Source organism: Devosia sp. A449, assembly GCF_054489375.1.
Map to the genome: position 1 here is coordinate 366,631 of NZ_JBTMWU010000001.1, position 21,493 is coordinate 388,123.

Annotated in this window: 20 protein-coding genes and 1 tRNA gene; 10 read left to right on the forward strand and 11 right to left on the reverse strand. The window is 64.2% G+C overall.

Going from position 1 to position 21,493, the window contains the following annotated elements; all coding sequences use genetic code 11:
• The 4 genes from ACX3OW_RS01790 to ACX3OW_RS01805 all read left to right on the forward strand — a co-directional run bounded on the left by ACX3OW_RS01790 (nucleotide 1) and on the right by ACX3OW_RS01805 (nucleotide 3,100).
• The gene (locus ACX3OW_RS01790; protein WP_459094023.1) at nucleotides 1-1,194 is read left to right on the forward strand and encodes a COG4223 family protein; all 1,194 of its coding nucleotides are present in this window, start codon (nucleotides 1-3) and stop codon (nucleotides 1,192-1,194) included.
• Complete coding sequence (locus ACX3OW_RS01795; RefSeq protein ID WP_459094024.1) at nucleotides 1,191-2,555, forward strand: heme biosynthesis HemY N-terminal domain-containing protein; 1,365 nt, start codon at nucleotides 1,191-1,193, stop codon at nucleotides 2,553-2,555. Before ACX3OW_RS01790 ends, ACX3OW_RS01795 begins: the two co-directional genes overlap by 4 nt.
• 159 nt (nucleotides 2,556-2,714) lie before the next feature.
• Nucleotides 2,715-2,790 (forward strand) — tRNA-Thr (locus ACX3OW_RS01800).
• 106 nt (nucleotides 2,791-2,896) lie between these two features.
• Complete coding sequence (locus ACX3OW_RS01805) at nucleotides 2,897-3,100, forward strand: hypothetical protein (RefSeq protein ID WP_459094025.1); 204 nt, start codon at nucleotides 2,897-2,899, stop codon at nucleotides 3,098-3,100.
• A 13-nt stretch (nucleotides 3,101-3,113) separates the two neighbouring features.
• On the opposite strand, the gene ACX3OW_RS01810 is transcribed toward ACX3OW_RS01805, so the two are convergent.
• The 6 genes from ACX3OW_RS01810 to ACX3OW_RS01835 all read right to left on the reverse strand — a co-directional run bounded on the left by ACX3OW_RS01810 (nucleotide 3,114) and on the right by ACX3OW_RS01835 (nucleotide 10,021).
• Nucleotides 3,114-3,605: a nucleoside deaminase gene (locus ACX3OW_RS01810; protein WP_459094026.1), complete on the reverse strand. Its 492-nt coding sequence runs from the start codon at nucleotides 3,603-3,605 to the stop codon at nucleotides 3,114-3,116.
• A gap of 19 nt (nucleotides 3,606-3,624) precedes the next feature.
• A complete protein-coding gene (locus ACX3OW_RS01815) occupies nucleotides 3,625-4,626 on the reverse strand; it encodes an LLM class flavin-dependent oxidoreductase (RefSeq protein WP_459094027.1) in 1,002 nt (333 codons plus the stop codon).
• A 92-nt stretch (nucleotides 4,627-4,718) separates the two neighbouring features.
• Nucleotides 4,719-5,315 (reverse strand): IMPACT family protein, encoded by a 597-nt coding sequence (locus ACX3OW_RS01820; protein ID WP_459094028.1) that lies wholly within the window; start codon nucleotides 5,313-5,315, stop codon nucleotides 4,719-4,721.
• Nucleotides 5,316-5,456: 141 nt separating this feature from the next.
• Entirely contained in the window at nucleotides 5,457-6,215 is a 759-nt protein-coding gene (locus ACX3OW_RS01825; protein ID WP_459094029.1) for an N-acyl amino acid synthase FeeM domain-containing protein, read from the reverse strand.
• 144 nt (nucleotides 6,216-6,359) lie between these two features.
• Entirely contained in the window at nucleotides 6,360-8,639 is a 2,280-nt protein-coding gene (locus ACX3OW_RS01830) for a putative bifunctional diguanylate cyclase/phosphodiesterase (RefSeq protein WP_459094030.1), read from the reverse strand.
• 146 nt (nucleotides 8,640-8,785) lie between these two features.
• Entirely contained in the window at nucleotides 8,786-10,021 is a 1,236-nt protein-coding gene (locus tag ACX3OW_RS01835; protein WP_459094031.1) for an extracellular solute-binding protein, read from the reverse strand.
• Nucleotides 10,022-10,214: 193 nt separating this feature from the next.
• On the opposite strand from ACX3OW_RS01835, the gene ACX3OW_RS01840 reads away from it, so the two are divergent.
• Nucleotides 10,215-10,505: a 4a-hydroxytetrahydrobiopterin dehydratase gene (locus tag ACX3OW_RS01840; RefSeq protein WP_459094032.1), complete on the forward strand. Its 291-nt coding sequence runs from the start codon at nucleotides 10,215-10,217 to the stop codon at nucleotides 10,503-10,505.
• A 17-nt stretch (nucleotides 10,506-10,522) separates the two neighbouring features.
• Here the strand turns inward: ACX3OW_RS01840 and ACX3OW_RS01845 are convergent, their stop codons facing one another.
• The 3 genes from ACX3OW_RS01845 to ACX3OW_RS01855 are packed head-to-tail and all read right to left on the reverse strand — an operon-like array spanning nucleotide 10,523 to nucleotide 16,336.
• On the reverse strand, nucleotides 10,523-13,987 hold the full coding sequence (locus ACX3OW_RS01845) for an error-prone DNA polymerase (protein WP_459094033.1): 3,465 nt from the start codon (nucleotides 13,985-13,987) through the stop codon (nucleotides 10,523-10,525).
• Entirely contained in the window at nucleotides 13,984-15,645 is a 1,662-nt protein-coding gene (locus ACX3OW_RS01850; RefSeq protein ID WP_459094034.1) for a Y-family DNA polymerase, read from the reverse strand. Before ACX3OW_RS01850 ends, ACX3OW_RS01845 begins: the two co-directional genes overlap by 4 nt.
• Complete coding sequence (locus tag ACX3OW_RS01855; protein ID WP_459094035.1) at nucleotides 15,530-16,336, reverse strand: hypothetical protein; 807 nt, start codon at nucleotides 16,334-16,336, stop codon at nucleotides 15,530-15,532. Before ACX3OW_RS01855 ends, ACX3OW_RS01850 begins: the two co-directional genes overlap by 116 nt.
• Nucleotides 16,337-16,578: 242 nt before the next feature.
• Between ACX3OW_RS01855 and ACX3OW_RS01860 the strand changes: the two genes are divergently transcribed.
• The 4 genes from ACX3OW_RS01860 to ACX3OW_RS01875 all read left to right on the forward strand — a co-directional run bounded on the left by ACX3OW_RS01860 (nucleotide 16,579) and on the right by ACX3OW_RS01875 (nucleotide 19,781).
• Complete coding sequence (locus ACX3OW_RS01860; RefSeq protein WP_459094036.1) at nucleotides 16,579-17,019, forward strand: tellurite resistance TerB family protein; 441 nt, start codon at nucleotides 16,579-16,581, stop codon at nucleotides 17,017-17,019.
• Between the two features lie 132 nt (nucleotides 17,020-17,151).
• On the forward strand, nucleotides 17,152-17,685 hold the full coding sequence (ppa, locus tag ACX3OW_RS01865; RefSeq protein WP_459094037.1) for an inorganic diphosphatase: 534 nt from the start codon (nucleotides 17,152-17,154) through the stop codon (nucleotides 17,683-17,685).
• 69 nt (nucleotides 17,686-17,754) lie between these two features.
• Nucleotides 17,755-19,140 (forward strand): serine hydrolase, encoded by a 1,386-nt coding sequence (locus ACX3OW_RS01870; RefSeq protein WP_459094038.1) that lies wholly within the window; start codon nucleotides 17,755-17,757, stop codon nucleotides 19,138-19,140.
• Nucleotides 19,137-19,781, forward strand: a complete 645-nt coding sequence (locus ACX3OW_RS01875) for a chloramphenicol phosphotransferase CPT family protein (RefSeq protein WP_459094039.1) — start codon at nucleotides 19,137-19,139, stop codon at nucleotides 19,779-19,781. Before ACX3OW_RS01870 ends, ACX3OW_RS01875 begins: the two co-directional genes overlap by 4 nt.
• Here ACX3OW_RS01875 and ACX3OW_RS01880 read toward each other — a convergent pair.
• Nucleotides 19,735-20,271, reverse strand: a complete 537-nt coding sequence (locus ACX3OW_RS01880; RefSeq protein ID WP_459094040.1) for a cytochrome b — start codon at nucleotides 20,269-20,271, stop codon at nucleotides 19,735-19,737. The two genes, ACX3OW_RS01875 and ACX3OW_RS01880, sit on opposite strands and share 47 nt — an antisense overlap.
• Nucleotides 20,272-20,344: 73 nt before the next feature.
• Between ACX3OW_RS01880 and ACX3OW_RS01885 the strand changes: the two genes are divergently transcribed.
• Nucleotides 20,345-20,788, forward strand: coding sequence for a MarR family winged helix-turn-helix transcriptional regulator (locus ACX3OW_RS01885; RefSeq protein WP_459094041.1), 444 nt, complete (start codon nucleotides 20,345-20,347; stop codon nucleotides 20,786-20,788).
• Here the strand turns inward: ACX3OW_RS01885 and ACX3OW_RS01890 are convergent.
• Nucleotides 20,785-21,339, reverse strand: coding sequence for a dihydrofolate reductase family protein (locus tag ACX3OW_RS01890; RefSeq protein WP_459094042.1), 555 nt, complete (start codon nucleotides 21,337-21,339; stop codon nucleotides 20,785-20,787). The two genes, ACX3OW_RS01885 and ACX3OW_RS01890, sit on opposite strands and share 4 nt — an antisense overlap.
• Between the last annotated feature and the right edge of the window lie 154 nt (nucleotides 21,340-21,493).

The following is a 21,493-nucleotide window of genomic DNA, read 5'->3' on the forward strand; positions in this document are numbered from 1 at the left end:
ATGGCGGACCCAAAGGGCACTGATTCCAAGCCAACCGGCCCGGTAAAGCCGCCGGTGCTCGACCTCAAGGCGCGCGAAGCCAGCGCTGGCCCGTCCGCGAGCAAGCCTGCGCCCGACAAGGACCCGGCGCCCAGCCCCAAGCCAGCTGTCGCGCCGCCCGTGGTCACACCATCGCGCTTTGCCCTTGGCGCCGCCGTGGCCGGTGGCGTGCTTGGCCTCGCGGCGGCTTATGGGCTGGCCTGGTTTGGCCTGTGGCCGACGCCGCCGGCGGCCCCTGCCCCCGCCGATCCGCGCCTCGCCCAGTTCGCCAGCGCCATTCCCGAGTTGGAGACAGTGACCCAGACCACCCAGGCCGAGTTGGCGACGCTCAACCAGCGCCTCGGCGCGCTGGAAAGTGCCGAACCGGCAGCGCCAGCCACCGCCACCGGCGAACCCGCCGATCTCAGCGGCGTTGAAACCGATATTGCCGCTTTGGCCGCCCGCATCGACCGGCTGTCCACCGCGCCCGCCCCCACCGCCGATACCGGCGCCGTGGATGGCTTGCGGGCCGAACTGATCGCGCTGACCACACGGCTTGATGAAGTCGCCGCCCGCCTCGGCACCGCCGAAGCCGGGCTGCGCAGTCTCGACACCACCATGACGGCGACCACCGCGACACTGGCCGAACAGCCCAGCGATATTGGCGCAGTGCTGCAATTGCCGCTGATTCTGTCGGGCCTCGACACCGCCTTTGCCACCGGCCGCCCCTATGCCAGCGAACTCGCTGCCCTGCGCGCTGCGCTGCCGTCGGCCGCCATTCCCACGGCGCTGGCCAACGCGGCCACCACCGGCCTCGCCCGCCCCGACGTGATTGCCAGCCGCTTCGCCAACGTGCTGCCCGCCATGCTGGCCGGCCGCCCCGCCAATCCCGACGCCCAATGGCAGGATGGCGCGCTCGACTGGTTCCGTTCGGCCATCGCCCTGCGCCCCACCGGCGAGATCGACGGTGATTCGCCCGAAGCAGTGATGTCACGGCTTGAAGGCGCCATTGCCCGCCGCGACTTTTTGAGCGCCGAAAGCCTGCTAGCCACTCTGCCCGCGCCAATGCTGGCCGCCGCCGAAGATGTGCCGGCGCTGGTCACCAGCCAGGCCGAAGCGGCGCGCTTCCTCGACGCTGTGCGCGCCAACGCGCTTTCCGGCGAGGTCAAACCATGATCCGTCTCGCCTCCTGGATCGTTGGCAGTCTGGTCGTCGCCGCCATTGCGGCCTGGCTGATCGCCCTGCCCGGCACGCTGACGCTGGAAGCCGGCGGTTATCGCATGCAGCCCCGGCTCGGCGCGGCCATCGTCATGTTCCTCGTGGTGGCGATTGTCGTCATCTTCCTCTGGGCCATCATCCGCCGCATCCTCGCCGCGCCGCGCCATATGGCCCGCCGCAATCGCCAGCGCCGTCATGAACAGGGCGTCGAGGCGCTGTCCGACGCCATTGTGGCGCTGCAGGCCGGCGACCCCAGCCGCGCCCGCGCTCTGGCCCGCGACGCGCAGGCTCGCCTGCCCAGCAATGCCGCTGCCCGCCTGCTCGAAGCCCGCGCCGATCTGGCGCTGGGCGATATGCCCGCTGCCCGCGAGCATTATCGTGCGCTGATCGCCAATGAAAAAACTGCTGTCGCGGCGCTGACCGGCCTCTATGACCAGGCCCGCGCCCAGCACCGCCCCGAAGCAGCGCTGACCTTTGCCCGGAAAGCCTTGGCGCTGGCGCCGCAAAGCGGCTGGGCCGCCGATGCCGTCTTCAACGATCTGGCGCAGCGCGGCCAGTGGGCCGAAGCCGTCGCCATGGTCAATGTCGAACAGGCCAGCAGCCGCGAGGACCGCGCCCGCAAGCGCCGCCGCCAGGCCGTGATCGAAACCGCCCGCGCCCGCGAGGCCGAAACCAGCGCCCCGCTGGCCGGCCTCGACCACGCGCTCACCGCCCTCAAGCTGTTGCCGGATTTTGTGCCGGCGGCGCTGATCGCAGCGCGCATCCACATCAATCGCGGCGAGACGCGCAAGGCGATGAGCCTGCTGCGCCGCATCTGGCGCGCCACCGGCCATCCCGACATCGCCGCGCTCTATGCCCATGCCCAGCCCGGCGCCTCGGCGGTGGAACGGCTGAAGCGCCTCGGCGAAATCATCGAGAGCCCGCCGCCCAGCCGCGCCGCTGGCATGGCCCTGGCCCGCGCCGCCATCGACGCCTATGACTGGCCCCGGGCCCGCCTGGCGCTGGAGCCCTTTGCCGGCTCCGACGCCACCCAGGGTGTCGCCAGCCTGATGGCCGAAATCGAAGAAGGCCAGAGCGGCGACCAGGGCAAGGCCCGCGAATGGCTGGCCCGCGCCGTCCGCGCGCCGCGCGACCCGGCCTGGACCGCCGATGGGCTGGTCAGCGACGAATGGGAGCCGATCTCGCCGGTCACCGGGCGGCTGGACGCCTTCGAATGGAAGGTGCCGATGACGGTCACCGGCCGTGCCAGCGCGCCCACATTGCCGCAATTGCCTGTGGAACTCCCGTTGCCTCTTGCACCGGCCGCCAACCCAACGTAAAAGGCCACCCGTTGCCGCTTTAGCTCAGTTGGTAGAGCACATCATTCGTAAAACGCGGATCGGTGCGGGAACGAAGTATAAAATGCAAGTCTAGGCAGTATATCTCCTAGATTTCAACTAAAAGACCATTTATTACTTGACTTTCAGGTAAAAATATGAGCCGCCTTAGCTCAGTTGGTAGAGCACATCATTCGTAATGATGGGGTCAGGTGTTCGAGTCACCTAGGCGGCACCATTTTCCTCCATTCAAATCGGCACGATATTATTGGGCCGGGGCGAGATTGGTCGCAGCCCCAGCCACAGCGCCGAACCATGGTTGACCGCCATTTGACTGGAACAACATGTCCACCGATTTTCGCCGTCACGACACGACCGCAAAGCACCTCTCCGCTGCTGATCGCCAGAAATACGCGCTGAAGAAGGCCGAACTGATCAGGCTGCAGGCGGCGCAGGCGGCTGCCGACGAGCAGCTCAACGCCTTCTTCTGGCAGTGCTTCGAAGATGACGAGGAGGACGAAGGCGAGGATCCACAGCCGATCGCTTAAGCTGCTGTCCGGGCTAGCCACCGGACCTGGCGTTGGCGTGGAACGCGATGTGCAGCTGCCGAACCTGCTCGGCAAATTCCTCGACCGGTCCGACGACTTGCGCGTTGTTGATGATTTCACTGATCGACAGCGCCCGCACCGGCGACGCCGGTACATTGAGTTCGGCTAACCACTCCCCCAGCTGGTGGCAGGAGCTGGCATAGACGATGCGGCCAAGGCCGACCCAGCCATGCGCGGCGGCACACATCGGGCAGTGTTCGCCCGAGGTGTAAACCGTGGCCCTGGCCCGCTCTGCCGGCGCCATATTGTTGGCCGCCCAGCGCGCGATGGCGAATTCGGGGTGCTGGGTGTGGTCGCCGCCGGCCACATGATTGTGGTCCTCGAACAGCACTTCCCCATCGGACGACACCAGCACCGAGCCAAAGGGTTCATCGCCCGTTGTCAGCGCCTGTGCGGCCAGCTCGACACAACGCTGCAAATGCCGGCGATCCACGTCAGTAATCATGGCTGTACTCCTCAATTCATCACCGGCCAGCGAAAATACCGGCCAGCAGCTCATGCGAGCGGCGGCGGGCGTGATGGTCGGTGATCAGGTCCTGAACCATCAGCTCGTCCGGCTGGGTTTCCTCAATCATGCGCCCGATCATAGACGCAACGCGCGCCGGATCGCCAATGACAAAGCGGGGCCAGGCATCGTCTTCAGCGCGAATGACGCCGCCGAAATGGGCAATCGCCTGATCGGGGGTGGTAAGACGCTCGGCAAATTTGCCTTCCGACAATTGCGCATACATGTGCCGCACCGGCATGGCCTGGCGCTCGGCTTCTGCAGTGGTATCGGCGCACACCACATGGATGGCCAGCATGGTGTGCGGCTGTTTGAGGCCCACCAGCGCCGAGGACTGGAAGCCCTGTCGATAGTTGCGGATGGCCGATGCCGCGCCATCCGGCGAAATGAAGCCAGCAAACACATAGGCCAGACCGAGCTGCGCCGCCAACAGCGGGCTGGACTGGCTGGAGCCTAGCAATAGCGGCTCCGGTGCACCCGGCACATCGGGGGCAATGGCCACCTTGGCAAAGGGATGGTCGGCCGGCATGGCGTTGTTGATCCACGACAGCAGCTCGAATACCTGCTCGGCATAGTCGTCCACCCGCTTACCATCGCGGTGCCGCATCAACGCCACATCGGCCACCGGACCGGCAAAGGCCCGACCGATGCCCAGATCGATCCGCCCCGGATACAGCGCGTGCAGCGTCCTGAACTGCTCCGCGACCTTGAGCGGGCTGTAATGGTTCAGCAGCACCGCACCCGAACCAATGCGAATTGTGCTGGTCTGCGCCGCCAGATGCGCAATCAAAACCTCCGGCGCCTGTGACGCCGTAGAGGCCGACCCGTGATGCTCAGCCACCCAATAGCGCTTGAAGCCAAGCGCTTCAGCGCGCTGCGCCAGATCAACCGCATTGGCAAAGGCCTGCGACTGATCGCCATCGACCGGGGTTGGGCAGATATCAACGATAGAAATTTCCATACGGGAGCGGCTCCTGCTTCAATTGTCGAGTGTAGGGGCTGGTGCCGCTCAAGGCCAACGACACGGTCGCGCTTGGCCGCGACGAAACGCCTTCATTCCTCGAAGCGCAGCAGTGCCCGCCCGCTCGTCAGATCGGTCACCAGCCGTGCCACCGCGTCCGCATCGCTGCGTGGCACGGCAAGCGCCCATTCGGCGCCACTGTCGTTGAATGTCGTGCCCTGCATCTGCACGCCGGGCAACGCACCAAGCCGCGCCTGCAACAGCGCCAGGTCGCCAAACAGGCACGTCACCATGGCCGGTATGGTATCGATGAGTGGCGCCTTGTCGGCGTTGCGCAGGCACAAGGCGGCGGTGCCGCCATAGGCGCGGATGAGCCCACCGCTACCGAGCAGCACGCCACCGAACCAGCGCGTGACCACGACGGCGACGCGATCCAGCGCCTGCCCATCAATAGCCTGCAAAATAGGCTTGCCGGCGGTGCCACTGGGCTCGCCGTCATCATTGAAGCGGTAGCTTTGCCCGACCCGCCACGCCCAGCAATTGTGATTGGCCGTGGGATCGGAATGGGCTGCCACAAACGCTTTGGCCGCGTCGTCATTATTGACGGCGCCAGCGATGGCAATGAACCGGCTTTTTTTGATCTCCTGTCGGTCGTTAGCCGTGGCCGTCAGGGTGTAAAGGGTGTTCATACAGTCACATAACAGGAGGGTGGCGCGACATGTAGTCCCCCTGGTTCAGCCCATAGGTTCCGGAGTGAAGCGGGCCCGTCCCCGACACTTATTCAACTGTCCGATCAGAACCGGCGTTGGGCCGGCCCCCTCGTTGATCCGCTACGCGGTTTCCGTAGCCCCGACCAGGCGCAGGCGATGGGCCTGGCGGGCGGTGGGCGTGATGGCGGAGAGCGCGTGGCCGGCGGGGCCAAACAGCACCTGGCGTTCTTCGGCCGTCGACATGAAAAACGGAAACCGGTCCATGATGCGGTCGTAGATCACCGGCACCTTGGCGCCGAACAGGCAGACCGGGAAGGTCAGTTCGCCCCAATAGCCGATGCCCGCCATCTGCTCGAGCCCGAACACCCGCTTGTAGAACGGACCATGTTCGGGGCGCACCGAGGAGATGCAGTAGGTGGTGTCGAAATGCTCGCAGGCCATTACCGCCATGCGCAATGTCAGATAGGGCAGCGCCGGATAGGCCAGCGAGGCATCATGATCGGCGGTGAAGCGGCTGGGATCGACATAGCTGCCGCCAGAATCGATGATCGCGCCCAGCACATCGGGCCAGATCCGTCGACTGGGCGAGGTCGGGTCCTCGGCCGTGGCGATGTGCAGGCGGATGGAACTGACCAGCTTGTCGTCGATATAGACCCCGAAACAATAGCAATTGCCCGCGTCGTCATAGGCGTCGCGGGTGATCTGTTCGGAATTGATCGGGATGAACTCTTCGCGCCGATAGGCCTCGTAGCGCAGCCGATACACCGGATCGAGCTGCTCATCGATCGAGACGCGGCGATACTGCACGCGATCCAGCAAATCGATCAGGGTCAGCGCGAAGCGCGAGGTCGCGCCGCTTGCTTGCGTTGCCGCACTCATCACCAATGTCCCCATTATCCCCGTAGTGGCGCCGGGACATTAACCTTTCGTTAGCCATAACGGCATGGGGAAAAATGACGCTACCCGCCGACCAGAGGCGGATAGATCGACAATTGATTATGGTTTACAAAGCGTTAACGGTGATTAACCATGCCGACGGTTTGATCGCACCACCGACCGGGCATTAAGCCGACCGATCAATTCGCCGATATCGCGCTCCGGCAGTGGCCGGCTAAAGAAATAACCCTGCACCTGCTGGATCTCGGTCTGCTCCAGCATGGCGTTGAGCTGGGCCTCGGTCTCGACGCCTTCGGCGATCACCGTCAGATCGAGATCGCGCCCCAGCCGGGCCACATTGGCCAAGAGCCGCAAAGCCCGTGGATTGCTGGCGATATCGGCCACGAAGGAGCGGTCGATCTTGAGCTTGGTGAAGGGCAGCGCGTTGAGATAGCTCAGCGAGGAATAGCCGGTGCCAAAATCGTCCAGCGCGATGGCAATGCCCTTGCCGGCCAGCTCGCTGAGCACGCGATGGGCAATCTCGTATTCCTCGATGACCGCCGTTTCGGTGACCTCGACTTCAAACCGCTTGGGATCGAGACCGGAACTGGCCAGGGCCTGATCGACCAGCCCCCCCAGATCATTGCCCCGGAAATCACGCGCCGAGATATTGACCGCCACGCCCACATCGCCCGGCCACTGGCTGCATTGCGCCGCCGCCCGCAGGATCACCCAGGCGGTGATCTCGGAAATCAGGCCCATCTCTTCGGCCAGAGGAATGAAGGTCGAGGGCGGAATCAGGCCCAGCTCGGCATGATCCCAGCGTGCCAGCGCCTCGCAGGTCACCACCTTGCGGGTGGCAATATCGAGCAGGGGCTGGAACACCAAAGTCAGGTCACCATTCTGCAGCGCCTCGCGCAGATCGCTCTTGAGCCGCTGGCGGTAATGATAGTCGATATCCATCTGGGCATGGAAAATCTGGCTGCGGGCCTTGCCGTCGCCCTTGGCCGCATATAGCGCCAGATCGGCCTTGGTCATCAGATCGTCGAGCTGCTCACTGACATTGGCACTGGTGGCCAACCCGACACTGACCTTGACCGTCAACGTCAGCCCCTCAAGCTTGAACGGCGCGGCGAAGGCGGCGAGCATGGCATCGGCATCGCGCTGCGCCTGGGCGGCATCGCCCACCGCGCCGCGATAGACGACGAATTCGTCGCCACCCAGCCGCGCCAGCACGGCTTCGGCCGGCAATGTCTGGCGCAGGCGATGCGCCACCTGCAACAGCAATTCATCGCCCACGAGATGGCCGAACGTGTCGTTGACATGCTTGAAATCATCGACGTCGACAATCATCAGCGACACGAGGCGCGGCAGAGCCCCGGCAAAGCGCCTTGCCTCCATGTCCTCACTGGCCAGTTCGCCGAAATAGGGGCGGTTGGGCAGCGCCGTCAGCGCATCATGTCGCGCCATGAAATTGATGCGCTCTTCGGAGGCAATGCGCTCGCTGATATCTTCGAACAGCAGCACGGTGGCCTGATGGCGGGCGCTGACCGACACTTCGTAATAGCGCCCCGCCGGCAGACAGAGCAGCACCTTGCCCGAGACATGCCGGGCGATCACATCCAGCAGCCGGTCGACGGCGGTGCGCGGCAGCACGCCGCTGGCCCCAAGATTTTCCAGCACTTCGGCGACCCGCTGCCCGATCAGGTCAGGCAGGCCGAGCAGGCTGAACAGCCGCACCGCGCGTTCATTGGCCACCGAGATCACGCCACGCTCATCGAGCATGCACAGACCATGCTCCAGCGTGGTTATGGCCATATCCAGCTCGCTGGCCAGCCGCGACGCCTCGACCCGGCCATGCACCGCGCTGAGCAGGATGGAGCGAATGTCTCCGGCCAGCTTGCGAAAGCTGGCCAGCATGACGATCAGCAACGCCGCCAGCACCGGATGAAAAATGTCGCCATGCAGGAAAAAGCCAACCGCCATCGGCACGATGACGCAGAGCATCTGCAGCGTCACCAGCCGGTCGAGACCGAAATTGCGGGCGCAGACCCCCACCATGGCCGCGATCGACAGCGATACGCTGGCCAGTTCGGCGAAGGGGTCGTCGACCAGCAGCATGGCGAACAGGCACCAGAAGCCATAGACCAGCCCCAGCGCCGTACCACTGGTCAGCGCCCGGTTTTCCCACTGTGCGGCGGCTTCGGCATCGTCATTGTCGATCGCCGCGCGCCAGAAGGCCCGCATGTTGAAATAGCGCAGCAGACCGATGATGATGAAGGCGAGGGCGATGAGATAAAGCGGTATCGACTGGGACCGATAGGCCGTCAGCGCAGCCGTCAACGCGCTGGCAAAGGCGCCAGCCAGCATCGCACGCCGGTCACCATAGACCGATCGGATGATCGACACGTAGTCGAGCGCCGGCATTGTGTTTCGCGCCGAGGTAAACACCCAATTCCCCTTATTCCCACGGATCAAAGCGCTTCAGGGATTAATATCGCCTTGCCAGACCGCTCCGGACGCCGATTTGGCAGCGATTTTCCGAGCGGAAAGGTGAATAACAGCTTAACCGGCTACCGATCGGCGTAGGCCAATTTGAGCGCCGCTACGGCCATGGCGGGTGCCATGGTCGGGGTGTTCCAGAAGCTATTGGCCACCGCCCAGACCGCTGCCACCCAGGAGGGCGAGGCGGTCAGATGCGGCGTCGGCAGGGCGAAATCATCCCGATCCAGCGCCCCCAGCACCAGTTGCGAACAGGCATCGATATCGCCATGGGCATCGAGCCGCACCGGCGTCGAGCCCTTGGCGGCGGCAAAACGGGTCTGGGTAGCCACCTCGACCACCGCAGCGGCGAAATCCCGTTCGGCGGCTTCGATCTCCGGCGCCATGCCGCCGAGCAGGCCCCAGCTGTCGACGGTGACCGGCAGATGCGCAGCACCGGGCACGAACAGGCAGCCATAATCATCGGTTTCACTCTTGCTGGCGGCGTGCCACTCGCCCTTCATCCAGTCGCCCTGCAATTGCAGCAGGGCCTGGCCCTGGATGACCTGGCTGGTGGCCATGTTCCAGTCGCGGTTGACCGCATCAGCGTCGGCTTCCTGCTGGAAGCGCCGCAACCAGGCAAACACCGCCAGCAGACTGGCATCGTCAAACACCGCCGGATCAATGGTTTGGCCATAGAGCCCGGCATAAACGCCCGCCGCGCCCAGGCTCGCCACCAGCGCATGGGTAAGATAGCCGACCTGCCAGGGTTGGGCGCCCAGCGCCAGCGGCTGGAAGCCGGCGGCACGGATGGCGGCAAAATCGGCCCACATCGCCTCGAGCGACGTCCAGCCTGCCGGATCGACCCCCGCCGCCAGAGCGACGGCGCGATTATAATAGATCATCGCGTCGGCATGAATGGTGGCGGGCGTCTTGACGATGGCGCCATCGATGGTAATGGCGTCGCGCACCACTTGCGGCAATTGCGCCAGCACGCCGCTCGCGGCAAATTGCGCACCCAGATGCAGCAGTCGTCCGTCGGCATCGAGTGCGCGGTAGATATCGGGCTGCAATTGCAGGAAGACATTGGGCGTCGCCCCGGCCGCGATCAGCTCCACCACATCGATATCGCCACTGGCATCATGGGGTATCGACAGCGGCACCCAGCCATGGCCCCGGGTTTCGAGCACATCGCGCAGCACATTCAGCGCCGCCAGTTCGGCCGGCGCGGCCCAATTGTGATAGACTACGAGATCGGCGGCGGTAACGGTCGGAACTGCCAGCCCACAGGCCAGGATCGGAGCGGCGAAACATCTCGTCCAGATCACGCGCGGGTCCTTGGATGGGTGGAGGTTGATGGGGCGGGCGAGCGGCCTCAAAATTTACCGCGCTGCACTCGGCCATGTCCTCCGCACGCTGCGACCAAACTGCTTGCCATGGCGTTAATGCCCGCCATGGTAGCGTCGCTTTGCCCGGCTAGTCTGGCAGCTGGCAGACCCAGTTTTGGAGACAGGTGACAGCATGGTCGAGACGCTGAGCAGCAAGCAACGGGAAGAGGCCCTGCGGGACCTCAAGGGCTGGATTTATGACGAGGCGGCGCTGGCCATCGAGCGCGCCTTCAAATTCAAGGATTTTTCCGAAGCCTTCGGCTTCATGGGCCGGGTGGCGCTGGCCGCCGAAAAAGCCGGGCATCACCCGGACTGGTCCAACAGCTACAACAGCGTGACCATTCGCCTCTCCACCCACGACGCCGGCGGCCTCAGCGCCAAGGATATCGCCCTGGCCAAGGCCATCGACAAGATTCTGGCGTAACCGCTTCAACCACAGCGTCAGTGAAAGTTGCGCCCGCCCGGCAGCGCGGCATAGGCCCGGCGGCGGGCGATGTCGATTTCTCGAGTGGCATTGCGGTCCCGACTCGCCCCATCCGGCGGCCCCGACTTACCTTCGTCGGCCCGCGCCACCACGACATCACCGATATCCTTGCCATGCGACAGATCTAGCAAATGCGGCGTCAGATCTTCCATGTCCTCGGCAATGATATGGATCACCAGCCCCTCGCGCTGCAGCTGTCCGCGCACCGCCAGCATACGGCTCGACAGCAGGGTTTTGCGGATGCGGTCGTTTTCAAACAGGCTCGGCCAGACCACGATATTGGCCACCCCGGTCTCGTCTTCGAGAGTGGCGAAGATCACCCCGCTCGCCGTGCCGGGCCGTTGCCGCACCAACACCAACCCTGCCACCTCGATGCGATGTCCTGGCGTCACCGTACCGAGATTGACCGCCCGCGTGGTGCCGCGCACCTGCAACAGCGGACGGAGGAACTGGACTGGATGCCCCTTGAGCGAGAGTGACAGCGTCGCATAGTCGTGGATGACCTCCTCGCCCGGCTGCATCAGTGGCAGGTTTCCGGCCTCGTCTGTCATCAGGGCCGGCGGCAATCCGGCAGCAGAAAATAGCGGTAATGTCTCGGCGCCATGCGTGCCGATCAGGCCTTTGACAGCCCAGAGCGCCTCTCGTCGATTGAGCTTCAATGAAGCAAAGGCATCGGCCTTGGCCAGCTTTTCAAGACTGGCGATCGGCATGCCTGTCCGCAGCCAGAGATCACGTATGGACTCATAGCCCGCATCGCCACGCGTCTCGACAAGGGCGGTGATGTCCTTTTCGGCCAGCCCCTCGACGCTGCGCAGCCCGAGCCTGAGCGCCTTGGTGGTTTTGATGTGCTGTTTCATCTCGGCATGGCGGGGCCAGACATGCTCGGCAGTTTCCCAGCCGTCAGCTTCCAGCATGCAATCGAAGGTCGAAAGATTGATATCGGGAGGCCTGATCTCGACGCCATGCTCGCTCGCGTCCCGCACGAGCTGGCTGGGCGCATAAAACCCCATGGGCTGCGAATTGAGCAGCGCGCAAGCAAACACATCGGGATAGTGGCATTTGAGCCAGCACGAGGCGTAAACCAGCAGCGCGAACGAAGCCGCGTGGCTTTCGGGAAAGCCATATTCGGCGAAGCCTTCGATTTGGGAAAAGCAGCGCTCGGCAAATTCGCGCTCATAATGCCGCCCAGGATTGTTCAGCATCCCGTTGATGAATTTATCCTTGAAGATGCTGATCTTCCCAGTCCGTCGCCAAGCGGCCATGGCCCGGCGCAACTGGTCGGCCTCGCCAGGGGTAAACCCCGCACCCTTGATCGCCATTTGCATGGCCTGCTCCTGAAACAGGGGGATGCCCAGCGTTCTTTCGAGCACCATATCCAGCGGATCGTCGGGGTCCGCTTTCCAGCTCTTGTCCTGTCGACGCTTCAAATAGGGATGCACCATGCCGCCCTGGATGGGGCCGGGGCGAACGATGGCGACTTCGATGACGAGATCATAAAATTCAACGGGCTTCAGCCGTGGCAACATCGACATCTGGGCCCGGCTTTCGATCTGGAACACCCCGATCGTGTCGGCCCGGTGGGTCATTTCATAGACCGGCCGGGCCCGCTCTGGTTCATCGAACTCTTCATTCTGCAGCTCGGCGAGCGTTACCTCGCGCTCATAATGCGTTTCCATGAGATCGAAGGCGCGCCGGAGACAGGTCAGCATGCCCAGAGCCAGGATATCGACCTTGAGGATTTTAAGCGCGTCGATGTCGTCCTTGTTCCACTCGATGATGGTGCGGCTATCCATTGCCGTTTTGCTGATCGGCACCAGGCTTTCCAGTGAATCCCGCGTGATGACGAAGCCACCCACATGCTGGCTGAGGTGACGCGGAAAACCGCGCAGCACCTTCACCACTTCGAACATCTGCGCCAGCACCGGATCGTCTGGATTGAGGCCGATGGCCGCAACATTTTTCAGGTTGAGGCTGGAGCCCCAGCCCCAATGCAGCTGATTGAAAGCGCTGATCGTGTCGTCGGAAATTCCGAACACCTTGGCCGTTTCGCGAATGGCGCTCTTGGATCGGTATGAAATGACGTTGGCGGTCAGGCCCGTGCGCCGACCACCATATTTCTGGTAGATATACTGCATCACCTCCTCGCGCCGCTCGTGCTCGAAATCGACGTCGATATCGGGTGGTTCGTCGCGCTCGGTCGAGATGAAGCGGCTGAAAACCAGATTGGCCTTGCGCGGATTGACCTCAGTGATTTCGAGGCAATAGCAGACCGTGGAATTGGCCGCCGAGCCGCGGCCCTGGCATAGGATGCCCTTCTCGTAACGGGCATAATGGACGATGTCATGCACGGTCAGGAAATAGGCCGCGTAGAACTTTTCATCGATCAGTTGGAGTTCGGTCCGGATATTGTCGGCAATATCGTCGGGTACGCCGCCGGCAAACCGCTTGGCAGCGCCGGCCCAGGTGAGACGCTCCAAGGTCTGTTGCGCCGTTTCGCCATTGCCAACGGTTTCCTCGGGATAATTATATTCGAGCTGCTCGAGAGAGAATTCGATCCGCTCGATAAACCGCTGTGTCTCTGCAATGGCCTCCGGAAATCCAGCAAATAGCCGGACCATTTCGCGCGGGGGGTTCAAATGCCGCTCGGCATTCGCGCCGAGCAGAAAACCCGCAGCTTCCAGCGACACATGCTCGCGGATACAGGTGACCACATCGGCGACAATGCGCCGGTCGGGCTCGTGATAAAGCACATCATTGCTGGCGAGCATCCATGCCCCGTGCCGCTGGGCCAAGGCATTGATACGGTTGAGACGCGCACGGTCATTGCCATCGAAGCGAGGAGTACCGACCACCCAGACCTGGCCGGGCACTTGCCGGCTCAGCTGATCGAGTGTTTTTTCGGTCAGCCCCCAGTCGCTTTCATCGGGCATGAGGATGAACAGCTGGCCTTGCGAATAATTTTCCGACGGCCCCTGCTCGGTTTCCGAGGCTGGGTCATTGGAACCAAAAAGATCCTTGAAGAACAGTTTTGGGCTACCCTTCTCCCCGCGCTGATTGCCGATGGTCAGCAGTTTGCACAGCCGCCCATAGGCTACCCGGCTGCTAGGATAGGCGATGATGTCCGGTGTGCCGTCGGCAAAGCACAGCCGCACGCCGACGAGGTAACGGAAATCGGGCCTGATCTCCTTGTTGTCCCGGGCCGTCACATAGCCCCGCACCACGCCGGCGAAACTGTTGCGGTCGGTGACACCAAACGCGCTCAGCCCCAACGCCATGGCCGCTGCCACCAGTTCTTCGGGGTGCGAACCACTGCGCAGAAAGGAGAAATTGGTCGTCGACACCAGTTCGGCATAAGGCGCGACCGGCGCTGGCGGTCGGCGCCGCGCCGTCACCGGCAGGGTGAGCGGAACCACCTGGCTCATGCGAAAAATCCGTGCAGATACCAGACCGCTGGCTCGTCCGGCCGGTGGAAGCCGTGACGGTAGATCCAGAAGCGGCGGCCGGCGGCGTCTTCAACGGCGTAATAATCGCGCGTCACGCCATCGGGATCGAACAGGTCCAGCTTGGGGACATAGGGCGTCGGCTCCCCCTTTTCCGGCGGCGCGGGGGGCACCAATTGCAGGCGCTGGCCGCTGCGCCACCATTCCGCGCCCAGCCGCTCGGGGCCCGAGGCGCGTTCGATCTTGTAGCTGTCGCCGCGCCACAGCATCGAGGCCGGCAGCCCGTCGGGCACTTCGGCATTGATATTGACCCGCTCGGGCACCGGCAACAGCCGCAGCGGCCGCTCAGGCAGCGGCCAGGCCGCGGCGCGTGGTGGCAGGGCGCCGCTCGCCAGCGCCGGCACCAGCCGCGCCGCCCGCTCGGGAATGTGGCTGGCCACCATTTGCGTGCGCAACACTGCCAGCGGCCCGAGCCGGCTGCTCATCCGGTCATTGAGCTGGTCGAGATCCTCGGCCACGCCCTGATGGGAAAAGGCCCCCAGCTGCACCGCATCGAGCGGCGCCAGCGAACTGGCCGCCAGCCTGATCATGTCGATGCCGAAGCCGGCATCATAGGCGCCCTCGAGCCGTTCCGAGCGATGGCTGAACAGCTTGCTGATATGTTCGGGGTCGCGGGTCAGCCGCGCCGAATTGACCGATAGCGTCATCACCTTGTGGTCGACACGATAGAGGAACAGGTGAAATGCCTGCGCCCCCTGCCCTTCGGCTTCGAGCCGAACCCCGAGCTGGATGGCCAGATCATGAGTGGTCATCAACACATCATCCATCAGCCCGATCGGCTCGGCGAACCGCCGCTCGGCATAGCGCTCGGCCGGCGGCAGACGCGGTGTCATCCGTTCTTCGAGCCCGCCAAAGGCCTGATCGAGTCGCACCAGTAGCGACATCCCGAAGCGCGCCTGCAGCGCCTTGCGGTCCCGGCCGCGCAATTGGCCGATCTGTTTGAGCCCCATCTGGGTGAGGCCGGCAATCTGCGCTTGGGTCAGCCGCAGCGCCTGCACCGGCAGCGCCTCGATAATGGCCTCCATATCGGCGCTTTCGACCACCTGGCTGCGGGCGAAATGGCTGACGCCCCAGGCCGCGCCAATGGTGGGGGCGATGGCGCCGGCGACACTATAGCCGAGTTCGCGCAGCCGGCTCAGCAGCAGGCGCAGCATGGGCCGCTCGCCGCCGAACAAATGCGCCACCCCGGTGATATCGAGCACCAGATCGCCAAAGCCACTGACCTCATCCAGCACCGCCACCAGCGGGCTGGCATTGGAATGCCAGTCGGCAAAATCGGCAAAGCCGGCTTCGAGCAGTGGACGATCGATTTCGCGCACCGTCAGGCCCGGCAGCATGGCCCTTGCGTCAGCCAGGTTCTGCCCGACATGCAGGCCCAGCCGACCCGCTTCGGCATCGATGGCGGCCAGTCGCAGCCCGCCCTTGATCCGCTCATACAGCGCCAACGGCCCCTTGAGCTGGGGCTCACGCCGTTTGAGATAGTCGGTCGGCCAATGCGGCAGGAACAGCACGAGAAAGCGCCGCGGCCCCGCCGAGCCGCTCGGCAGCATTGGCGTGAGCAGGCAGTGTTGCAAATCCATTTTCCGTCCAACCCAGCAGCCAATTGGTCTGCTTCTTGAGGAGCGTTGCTTTTTCCAGTTCGACGCGCCAACGCTGCGCCCCCGGCGCCCCGGCATCCCAACGCCGCAGCGCGCTGGGAGACGGCGACAGGCGCCAGCGCAACTGCGCCGCACTGGCCTGGCGCGCCTGCCCATAGCGCAGCATGAAGATCGAGCCGCCGGTGGCCGCCGCCCGCAGGCTGAGCCGCCGGCTGGCGGTAAAATCGAGCAGCTTGGCATGGCCGCCAATATCGGCCACCACCGCCGCCACGGCGCGGCAGGCAATCGCCTCCTCGGCGGCCCAGAGCAGCTCGCCCATCGTGGCGGCCCGTACCAGCACCAGTGCGTCAGGATCAAAGCCAAAGCTGAGCAGTCCCGGCCCATAAGGCAGGCCCAGCTTCTGCGCCTCGTCGGCCAGCTGCAGATAGATCACCGCCAGCCGCTGCCCGGTGAGCAGGCCCCGGGCCTGGCCCAGGGCGAAGCCGAGCAGCGCGCCGGCATTGCGCCGTTCATCGGTGTAGATTTCCTGCAGCAAGCCGCCCGCAAATTGCGGAAAATCTGCCGTCGGTTGCGCCACCTGCGCCCGAGCCTCGGCCAGCGCCGGCTTGCGTTCGATATCGGCAATGCTGTCCCGCAGCGCGGCGAGGCGCTGCTGGCGATCGGGCGAAAGCATCGCACCAACCCTTCCTGAGCAAGTGAACAAAACAGGAACATTTAGACTCCGAATCTCCGAAGAGTCGAGTCCTTTCGCTGCCCCCGGTGTGGCGCTTCCGCATCAAGCCGGGTCAAGAGCGCGTGACCGGGCCTCGCGCCCATTGAGGAAATCGCGCCGCCTGCTTAACTCTGAACTGCCTGCCTCCCGGTGCGCACAAGCCTTTCGTCACTCCCCTCGCACCCCGAAGGAGGCCCTGCGCCATGTTCGAGGCCATTACCCGATTGTTCAACAAGCCGGAAACGGCGCTGTCCACCCATGATCCCAAGCTGGCGGTCGCCGCCCTGCTGGTGCATCTGGCCGCTGTCGATGGGCAGATGAAGGACGCGGAGCGCAACGCCATCAAGGCGGTGCTGCAGGAGCATTACGAGCTGGACGAAGCCGCCGTCGACCGGCTGGTCAAGGACGCCGCCTTGCGCGATGCCGAGGCGGTGGATTTCTACCGCTTCACCCAGGGCCTGACCCAGCTGCCGATGGATGACCGCATCGAGATCGTGCGGATGATGTGGCTGGTGGTGTTTTCCGACAAGAAGAACCACGAGCTGGAAGACAATATGGTCTGGCGCATCGCCGAGCTGATCGGCGTTTCCAGCCGCGACCGCACCATTCTGCGCAACCAGGTCGGCAAGGCCGCCAAGGACTAAGCCCCGCCGCCAAATCGCGTGGGTGTGACAGATAGGCATAGCTGGCACACCCGCAATCGGCTTGCGTTTACGGCCTGTGTTGGGCACAACGCAGGCACTTTGTCGCCTCCCCGCTGCACGAGAGCTGAAGCCATGAACATCGACGCCATCCCCACCGGCAAGAACCCGCCCGACGATCTCAATGTCATCATCGAAGTGCCGATGGGCGGCGAGCCGATCAAGTACGAAATCGACAAGGCCTCGGGCGCGCTGTTCGTCGACCGTTTCCTCTATACGCCGATGCGTTACCCGGGCAATTACGGCTTCGTGCCCCACACTCTGTGCGGCGACGGCGATCCGCTCGACGTCATCGTCATGAATTCGCGCCCACTGGTGCCCGGCGCGGTGGTCCGCTGCCGCCCGATCGGCGTGCTGTTCATGGAAGACGATGGCGGCCAGGACGAAAAGATCCTCGCCGTGCCGGTGCAGAAGCTGACCCGGATGTATGATTCCATCCAGGATATCGGCGACATGCAGGCCATCCAGGTCGAGCGGGTGAAGCATTTCTTCACCCACTACAAGGATCTCGAGCCCGGCAAATGGGCCAAGATTTCCCATGTCGGCGGCTATGAGGATGCCAAGAAGGTGATCCTCGACTCCATCGAGATGCACAACAAGGCGAAATAGGCGGCGCCTTATCCTTGCCCCACGGGGTGTGCATGGCGTTATGTCGTTCCTGCACCCCCGGAGGCTCCGATGAACCGCGCCCTCGCCGCCCTGGCCACCACCGCAATGCTGGCCACGCCGCTGGCGGCGCAGCAGTCCGCCATGCCTTCCGACGCCGCCATCGCGCAGATCCTGGCCGACCGCATCGACCGCGATCAGGCCAATGTCGCCATCGCCGTGGCGGTGATCGAGAACGGCATGCCGCGCTTCGTCTCGCATGGCACGCTGGCCACGGATGATCCCACCCCGGTCGATGAACACACGCTGTTCGAGGCCGGCTCGATCACCAAGGTCTTCACCAATCTGCTGCTGGCGCAATTGGTGGTCGCCGGCAAGATCGACCTCGATGCGCCGCTGACCGACTATCTGCCGGCCGGCACCAAGCTCCCCGAGCGCGACGGCAAGGCCATCACCGCCTTTGATCTGGCGACCCATAGCGCCGGCTTTTCCGGCCTGCCCGAGGCGCTGTTGGCCAAAGGGCTCGACAATCCCTATTCGGGCTATGGCGCCGACGAGTTGATGGCGTGGATTGCCGATTATCAGCTGCCGCGCGGCATTGGCGAAGCATTCGAATATTCCAATGTCGGCACGGCCCTGCTGGCGCAGGCCATCACCGAAGTCAGCGGCCAGCCCTATGCGGCGCTGCTGCAGAGCCAAATTCTCGATCCGCTCGGTATGACCGAGACCCGGCTGGCCACCGCGCCGGGGACCATCCCCGGCATGGCGACAGGCCATGACGCGGCGGGTGAGCCCGTGTCCAATTGGGACATGGATGTGTTTGCTCCCGTGGGGGCGCTGGTCACCAGCACTGCCGACCTCGCCAAATTCATCGCCGCTGCCAGCGGCGCGGTCTCCACCCCGCTCGATCCCGCCTTTGCCCTCATGCTGGAGCGCACCCGCTCGGCTGGCAGCGATGGCGAGGTCATCGGGCTCGGCTGGTTCAAGCTGCTTGAGGGCGAGCGCGACATCGTCTGGCATAATGGCATTACCGCGGGTTTCCGCAGCTTTGCCGGCTATGACGCCAAGACCGGCAATGGCGTGGTGCTGCTGTCGAGCATGGTCACGGCCGCCGGTATCGAAGATATCGGCTTTCATCTGCTCGACCCGGCACTGACGCTGCGGCCACAGCCGACGCCGCGCCAAGTGACGGAAATCGATCCGAGCGTGCTGCCCGCCTATGCCGGCGACTATGTGCTGGCCCCCGGCGTCATCGTCACCATCTCCACCGCGGAGCAAAAATTGTTTGCCCAGCTCACCGGCCAGGCGCGCTACGAAATCTTTCCCGAAAGCGCCAACCGCTTCTTCTTCAAGGTGGTCGATGCCCAGATCACCTTTGCCGAGCCGGTGAACGGCGCGGCGCCGACGCTGATGCTGCACCAGAATGGGCAAAACCTGACCGGCATGCGCCTGCCATGAGTGGCCGCATCGTCATTCTCAACGGCGCGCCGCGCTCGGGAAAATCCTCCATCGCGGCGTCCATGCAGGCGAACCTCCCCGGTCGCTGGATCAATCTGGGCGTCGATGCACAGAACCGCATGCTGCCACAGAATTTGCAGCCGGGGATAGGTTTGCGGCCGGGCGGCGAACGGCCCGATCTCGAGCCCGTGGTGGTGGCGCTGTATGCGGCGCTCTACGACGCCATCGCTGCCCATGCGCGGCAGGGCTTTGATGTGGTGGCCGATCTCGGGCACCACGACTTCTATTCGCAGCCCCTCGGCATTCTGCCGGCCTGTGCCAAGCGGCTTGCCGGGCTGGAGGTGCTGTTTGCCGGCGTCTATTGCCCGCTCGATGAAATCATGCGGCGGCGCAATGCCGATCCGCAGAACGGGTTTTATGCCAGTGGCCCCGGCATACCCGAGCCGGTGCAGCGCTGGCAGGACGCGGTGCATGTGCCGGGCCAATATGACCTCACGGTCGATACCGGCAGCATGACGGCGGAGGACTGTGTTGCCGCCATCGCCGCAGCGCTGGCCAATCAGTCCAGTCCGCGCGTCTTTGCGACGCTGGCCGCTACCGACCCACGCCCATCCGGGCCAACAGGCGATCGCGCTGAATGAACTGGTGCCAGAGTGCCGCGCCGATATGGCCGACCAGCAGCGCCATGAGAGCGAAGGCCAGCGGGACATGCACCTTCAGGGGTGGCGCCAGAGTAAAATCAGGCAGCGGCAATGCCGCAGCGCCGGTGAGCTGCGCCCCAGCACCGCTGAGCGCGACGGTGGCGATGCCACTCGCCACCATGACCAGGATGGCCCCATAGAGCCCGTAATGCACGACACGGGACGCCACCGCCTGCCCCCGCGACAGGCCGGGCGCGTCCTGCGGGCGACGATCAATCGCCAGCCACCACACGATGCGCAGCAGCGTCAGCACGCCAACCACCACACCCGTGACCGCATGGCCACGCAGCAGGGCGAGCTTGAGCGCCTGATCCTGGGTATTGGCGGCACTCAGCCCACTGGCCAACATGCAAATGATGGCGATTGCCGTGAGCCAATGGATGGCGATGGCGACAGGACCGTAGCGGGTGGGGCTGCTTTTGAGCGACATGCCGGCTCCTTGCGGGATGCAGTTTCCAGAGGTATAGATAGCATACTATGTATTTAGATAGCAAGCTATGTAAGTGGTTCTGATTCGCGAGGCCTCGGCCGGCTATATGGCCAATTGGGCGGCCCGTCTGTTCGCCCGCGAGCTGGAGCGGCAACTGGCCCCCAGCGGCATCGCCCCGGCCTATATGCCGGTGCTGTTCGCGCTGGCCGATGGCGGCAGCCTGTCGCAGAAGGAACTGGCGCGCCGCGCCGCCGTCGAACAGCCGACCATGGCCGCCACGCTCAAGCGCATGCAGCGCGACGCCCTGATCACCCGCCAACCCGACCCCGCCGATGGGCGCAGCGCCCTGGTGACGCTGACACCCCTGGCGCTGGGCCAGGTGGCAAGTGTGGAGCGAGTGGTCAGCGCCATCAATGCGCTGGCGCTGGAACAGTTTACCCCCGCCGAGCGTCAGCAGTTTTTGGGCCTGCTCGGCCGGGTGATCACCGTGCTGGAAGCCCAGGACGCGGCGGACTAGTCCGCGCGTCTGGCATAGGTCAGCACCACATTGCCCTTGCTGGTCTGCTCCGAGCGCAGCAATTGCAGCCGCGTGGTCGGCGTACCGTCTTCGAACAGGCGGCGTCCTTTGCCGGCAACGACGGGATGCAGGATCAGCGTCAGCTCATCCATCAGTCCGGCCAGCAGCGTCTGGCTCACCAGCGACATGCCGCCCATCGCCGCGATGGTGCCGCCCGGCTGGCTCTTGAGGTCGCGCACAAAGGCGTCGAGATCGCCCTCGATCAGGGTGGAATTGCTCCAGCCGAGTTCGTCTGGCTTGAGCGTATCTGAGGCGACGAATTTGGGCACATTGTTGATGAAGCCGGCAAAGTCCTGATCCTGGCTGGCATTGGGCCAATAGCCGGCCCATTCCTCATAGCCCACCCGGCCCATCAGCACCGTGTCGACGTCCCCCATGACGCTGCCGAGCATCTGGCCCAGCTCGGCATCGAAACTGTCGAACTGGAACTGATCGGGGGCCTCGGCCACGCCATCGACGGAATAGAACAGGCCGGCGGTCAATTTACGCATTGCAGTCTCCTGAATGTGACGCCGCGTCAGCGGCCATCTGCCAGTGCAACGAACGAGGCAGGTGCTGATCGACACTGTGACGCCAAGATTATGCGCCGGCCAGCACGAAGCGTCGGCCGGCCAGGTCTGGCCGCCGATGGCAATAACGAGCGGA

Coding starts and splice junctions, on each gene's coding strand:
- ACX3OW_RS01790 (WP_459094023.1), top strand. CDS start 1: ATGGCGGACCCAAAGGGCACTGATTCCAAGCCAACCGGCCCGGTAAAG.
- ACX3OW_RS01855 (WP_459094035.1), bottom strand. CDS start 16,336: ATGCTTTCGCCCGATCGCCAGCAGCGCCTCGCCGCGCTGCGGGACAGC.
- ACX3OW_RS01825 (WP_459094029.1), bottom strand. CDS start 6,215: ATGAGTGCGGCAACGCAAGCAAGCGGCGCGACCTCGCGCTTCGCGCTG.
- ACX3OW_RS01795 (WP_459094024.1), top strand. CDS start 1,191: ATGATCCGTCTCGCCTCCTGGATCGTTGGCAGTCTGGTCGTCGCCGCC.
- ACX3OW_RS01860 (WP_459094036.1), top strand. CDS start 16,579: ATGTTCGAGGCCATTACCCGATTGTTCAACAAGCCGGAAACGGCGCTG.
- ACX3OW_RS01890 (WP_459094042.1), bottom strand. CDS start 21,339: ATGCGTAAATTGACCGCCGGCCTGTTCTATTCCGTCGATGGCGTGGCC.
- ACX3OW_RS01845 (WP_459094033.1), bottom strand. CDS start 13,987: ATGAGCCAGGTGGTTCCGCTCACCCTGCCGGTGACGGCGCGGCGCCGA.
- ACX3OW_RS01840 (WP_459094032.1), top strand. CDS start 10,215: ATGGTCGAGACGCTGAGCAGCAAGCAACGGGAAGAGGCCCTGCGGGAC.
- ACX3OW_RS01820 (WP_459094028.1), bottom strand. CDS start 5,315: ATGAACACCCTTTACACCCTGACGGCCACGGCTAACGACCGACAGGAG.
- ppa (WP_459094037.1), top strand. CDS start 17,152: ATGAACATCGACGCCATCCCCACCGGCAAGAACCCGCCCGACGATCTC.
- ACX3OW_RS01810 (WP_459094026.1), bottom strand. CDS start 3,605: ATGATTACTGACGTGGATCGCCGGCATTTGCAGCGTTGTGTCGAGCTG.
- ACX3OW_RS01875 (WP_459094039.1), top strand. CDS start 19,137: ATGAGTGGCCGCATCGTCATTCTCAACGGCGCGCCGCGCTCGGGAAAA.
- ACX3OW_RS01850 (WP_459094034.1), bottom strand. CDS start 15,645: ATGGATTTGCAACACTGCCTGCTCACGCCAATGCTGCCGAGCGGCTCG.
- ACX3OW_RS01815 (WP_459094027.1), bottom strand. CDS start 4,626: ATGGAAATTTCTATCGTTGATATCTGCCCAACCCCGGTCGATGGCGAT.
- ACX3OW_RS01870 (WP_459094038.1), top strand. CDS start 17,755: ATGAACCGCGCCCTCGCCGCCCTGGCCACCACCGCAATGCTGGCCACG.
- ACX3OW_RS01805 (WP_459094025.1), top strand. CDS start 2,897: ATGTCCACCGATTTTCGCCGTCACGACACGACCGCAAAGCACCTCTCC.
- ACX3OW_RS01830 (WP_459094030.1), bottom strand. CDS start 8,639: ATGCCGGCGCTCGACTACGTGTCGATCATCCGATCGGTCTATGGTGAC.
- ACX3OW_RS01880 (WP_459094040.1), bottom strand. CDS start 20,271: ATGTCGCTCAAAAGCAGCCCCACCCGCTACGGTCCTGTCGCCATCGCC.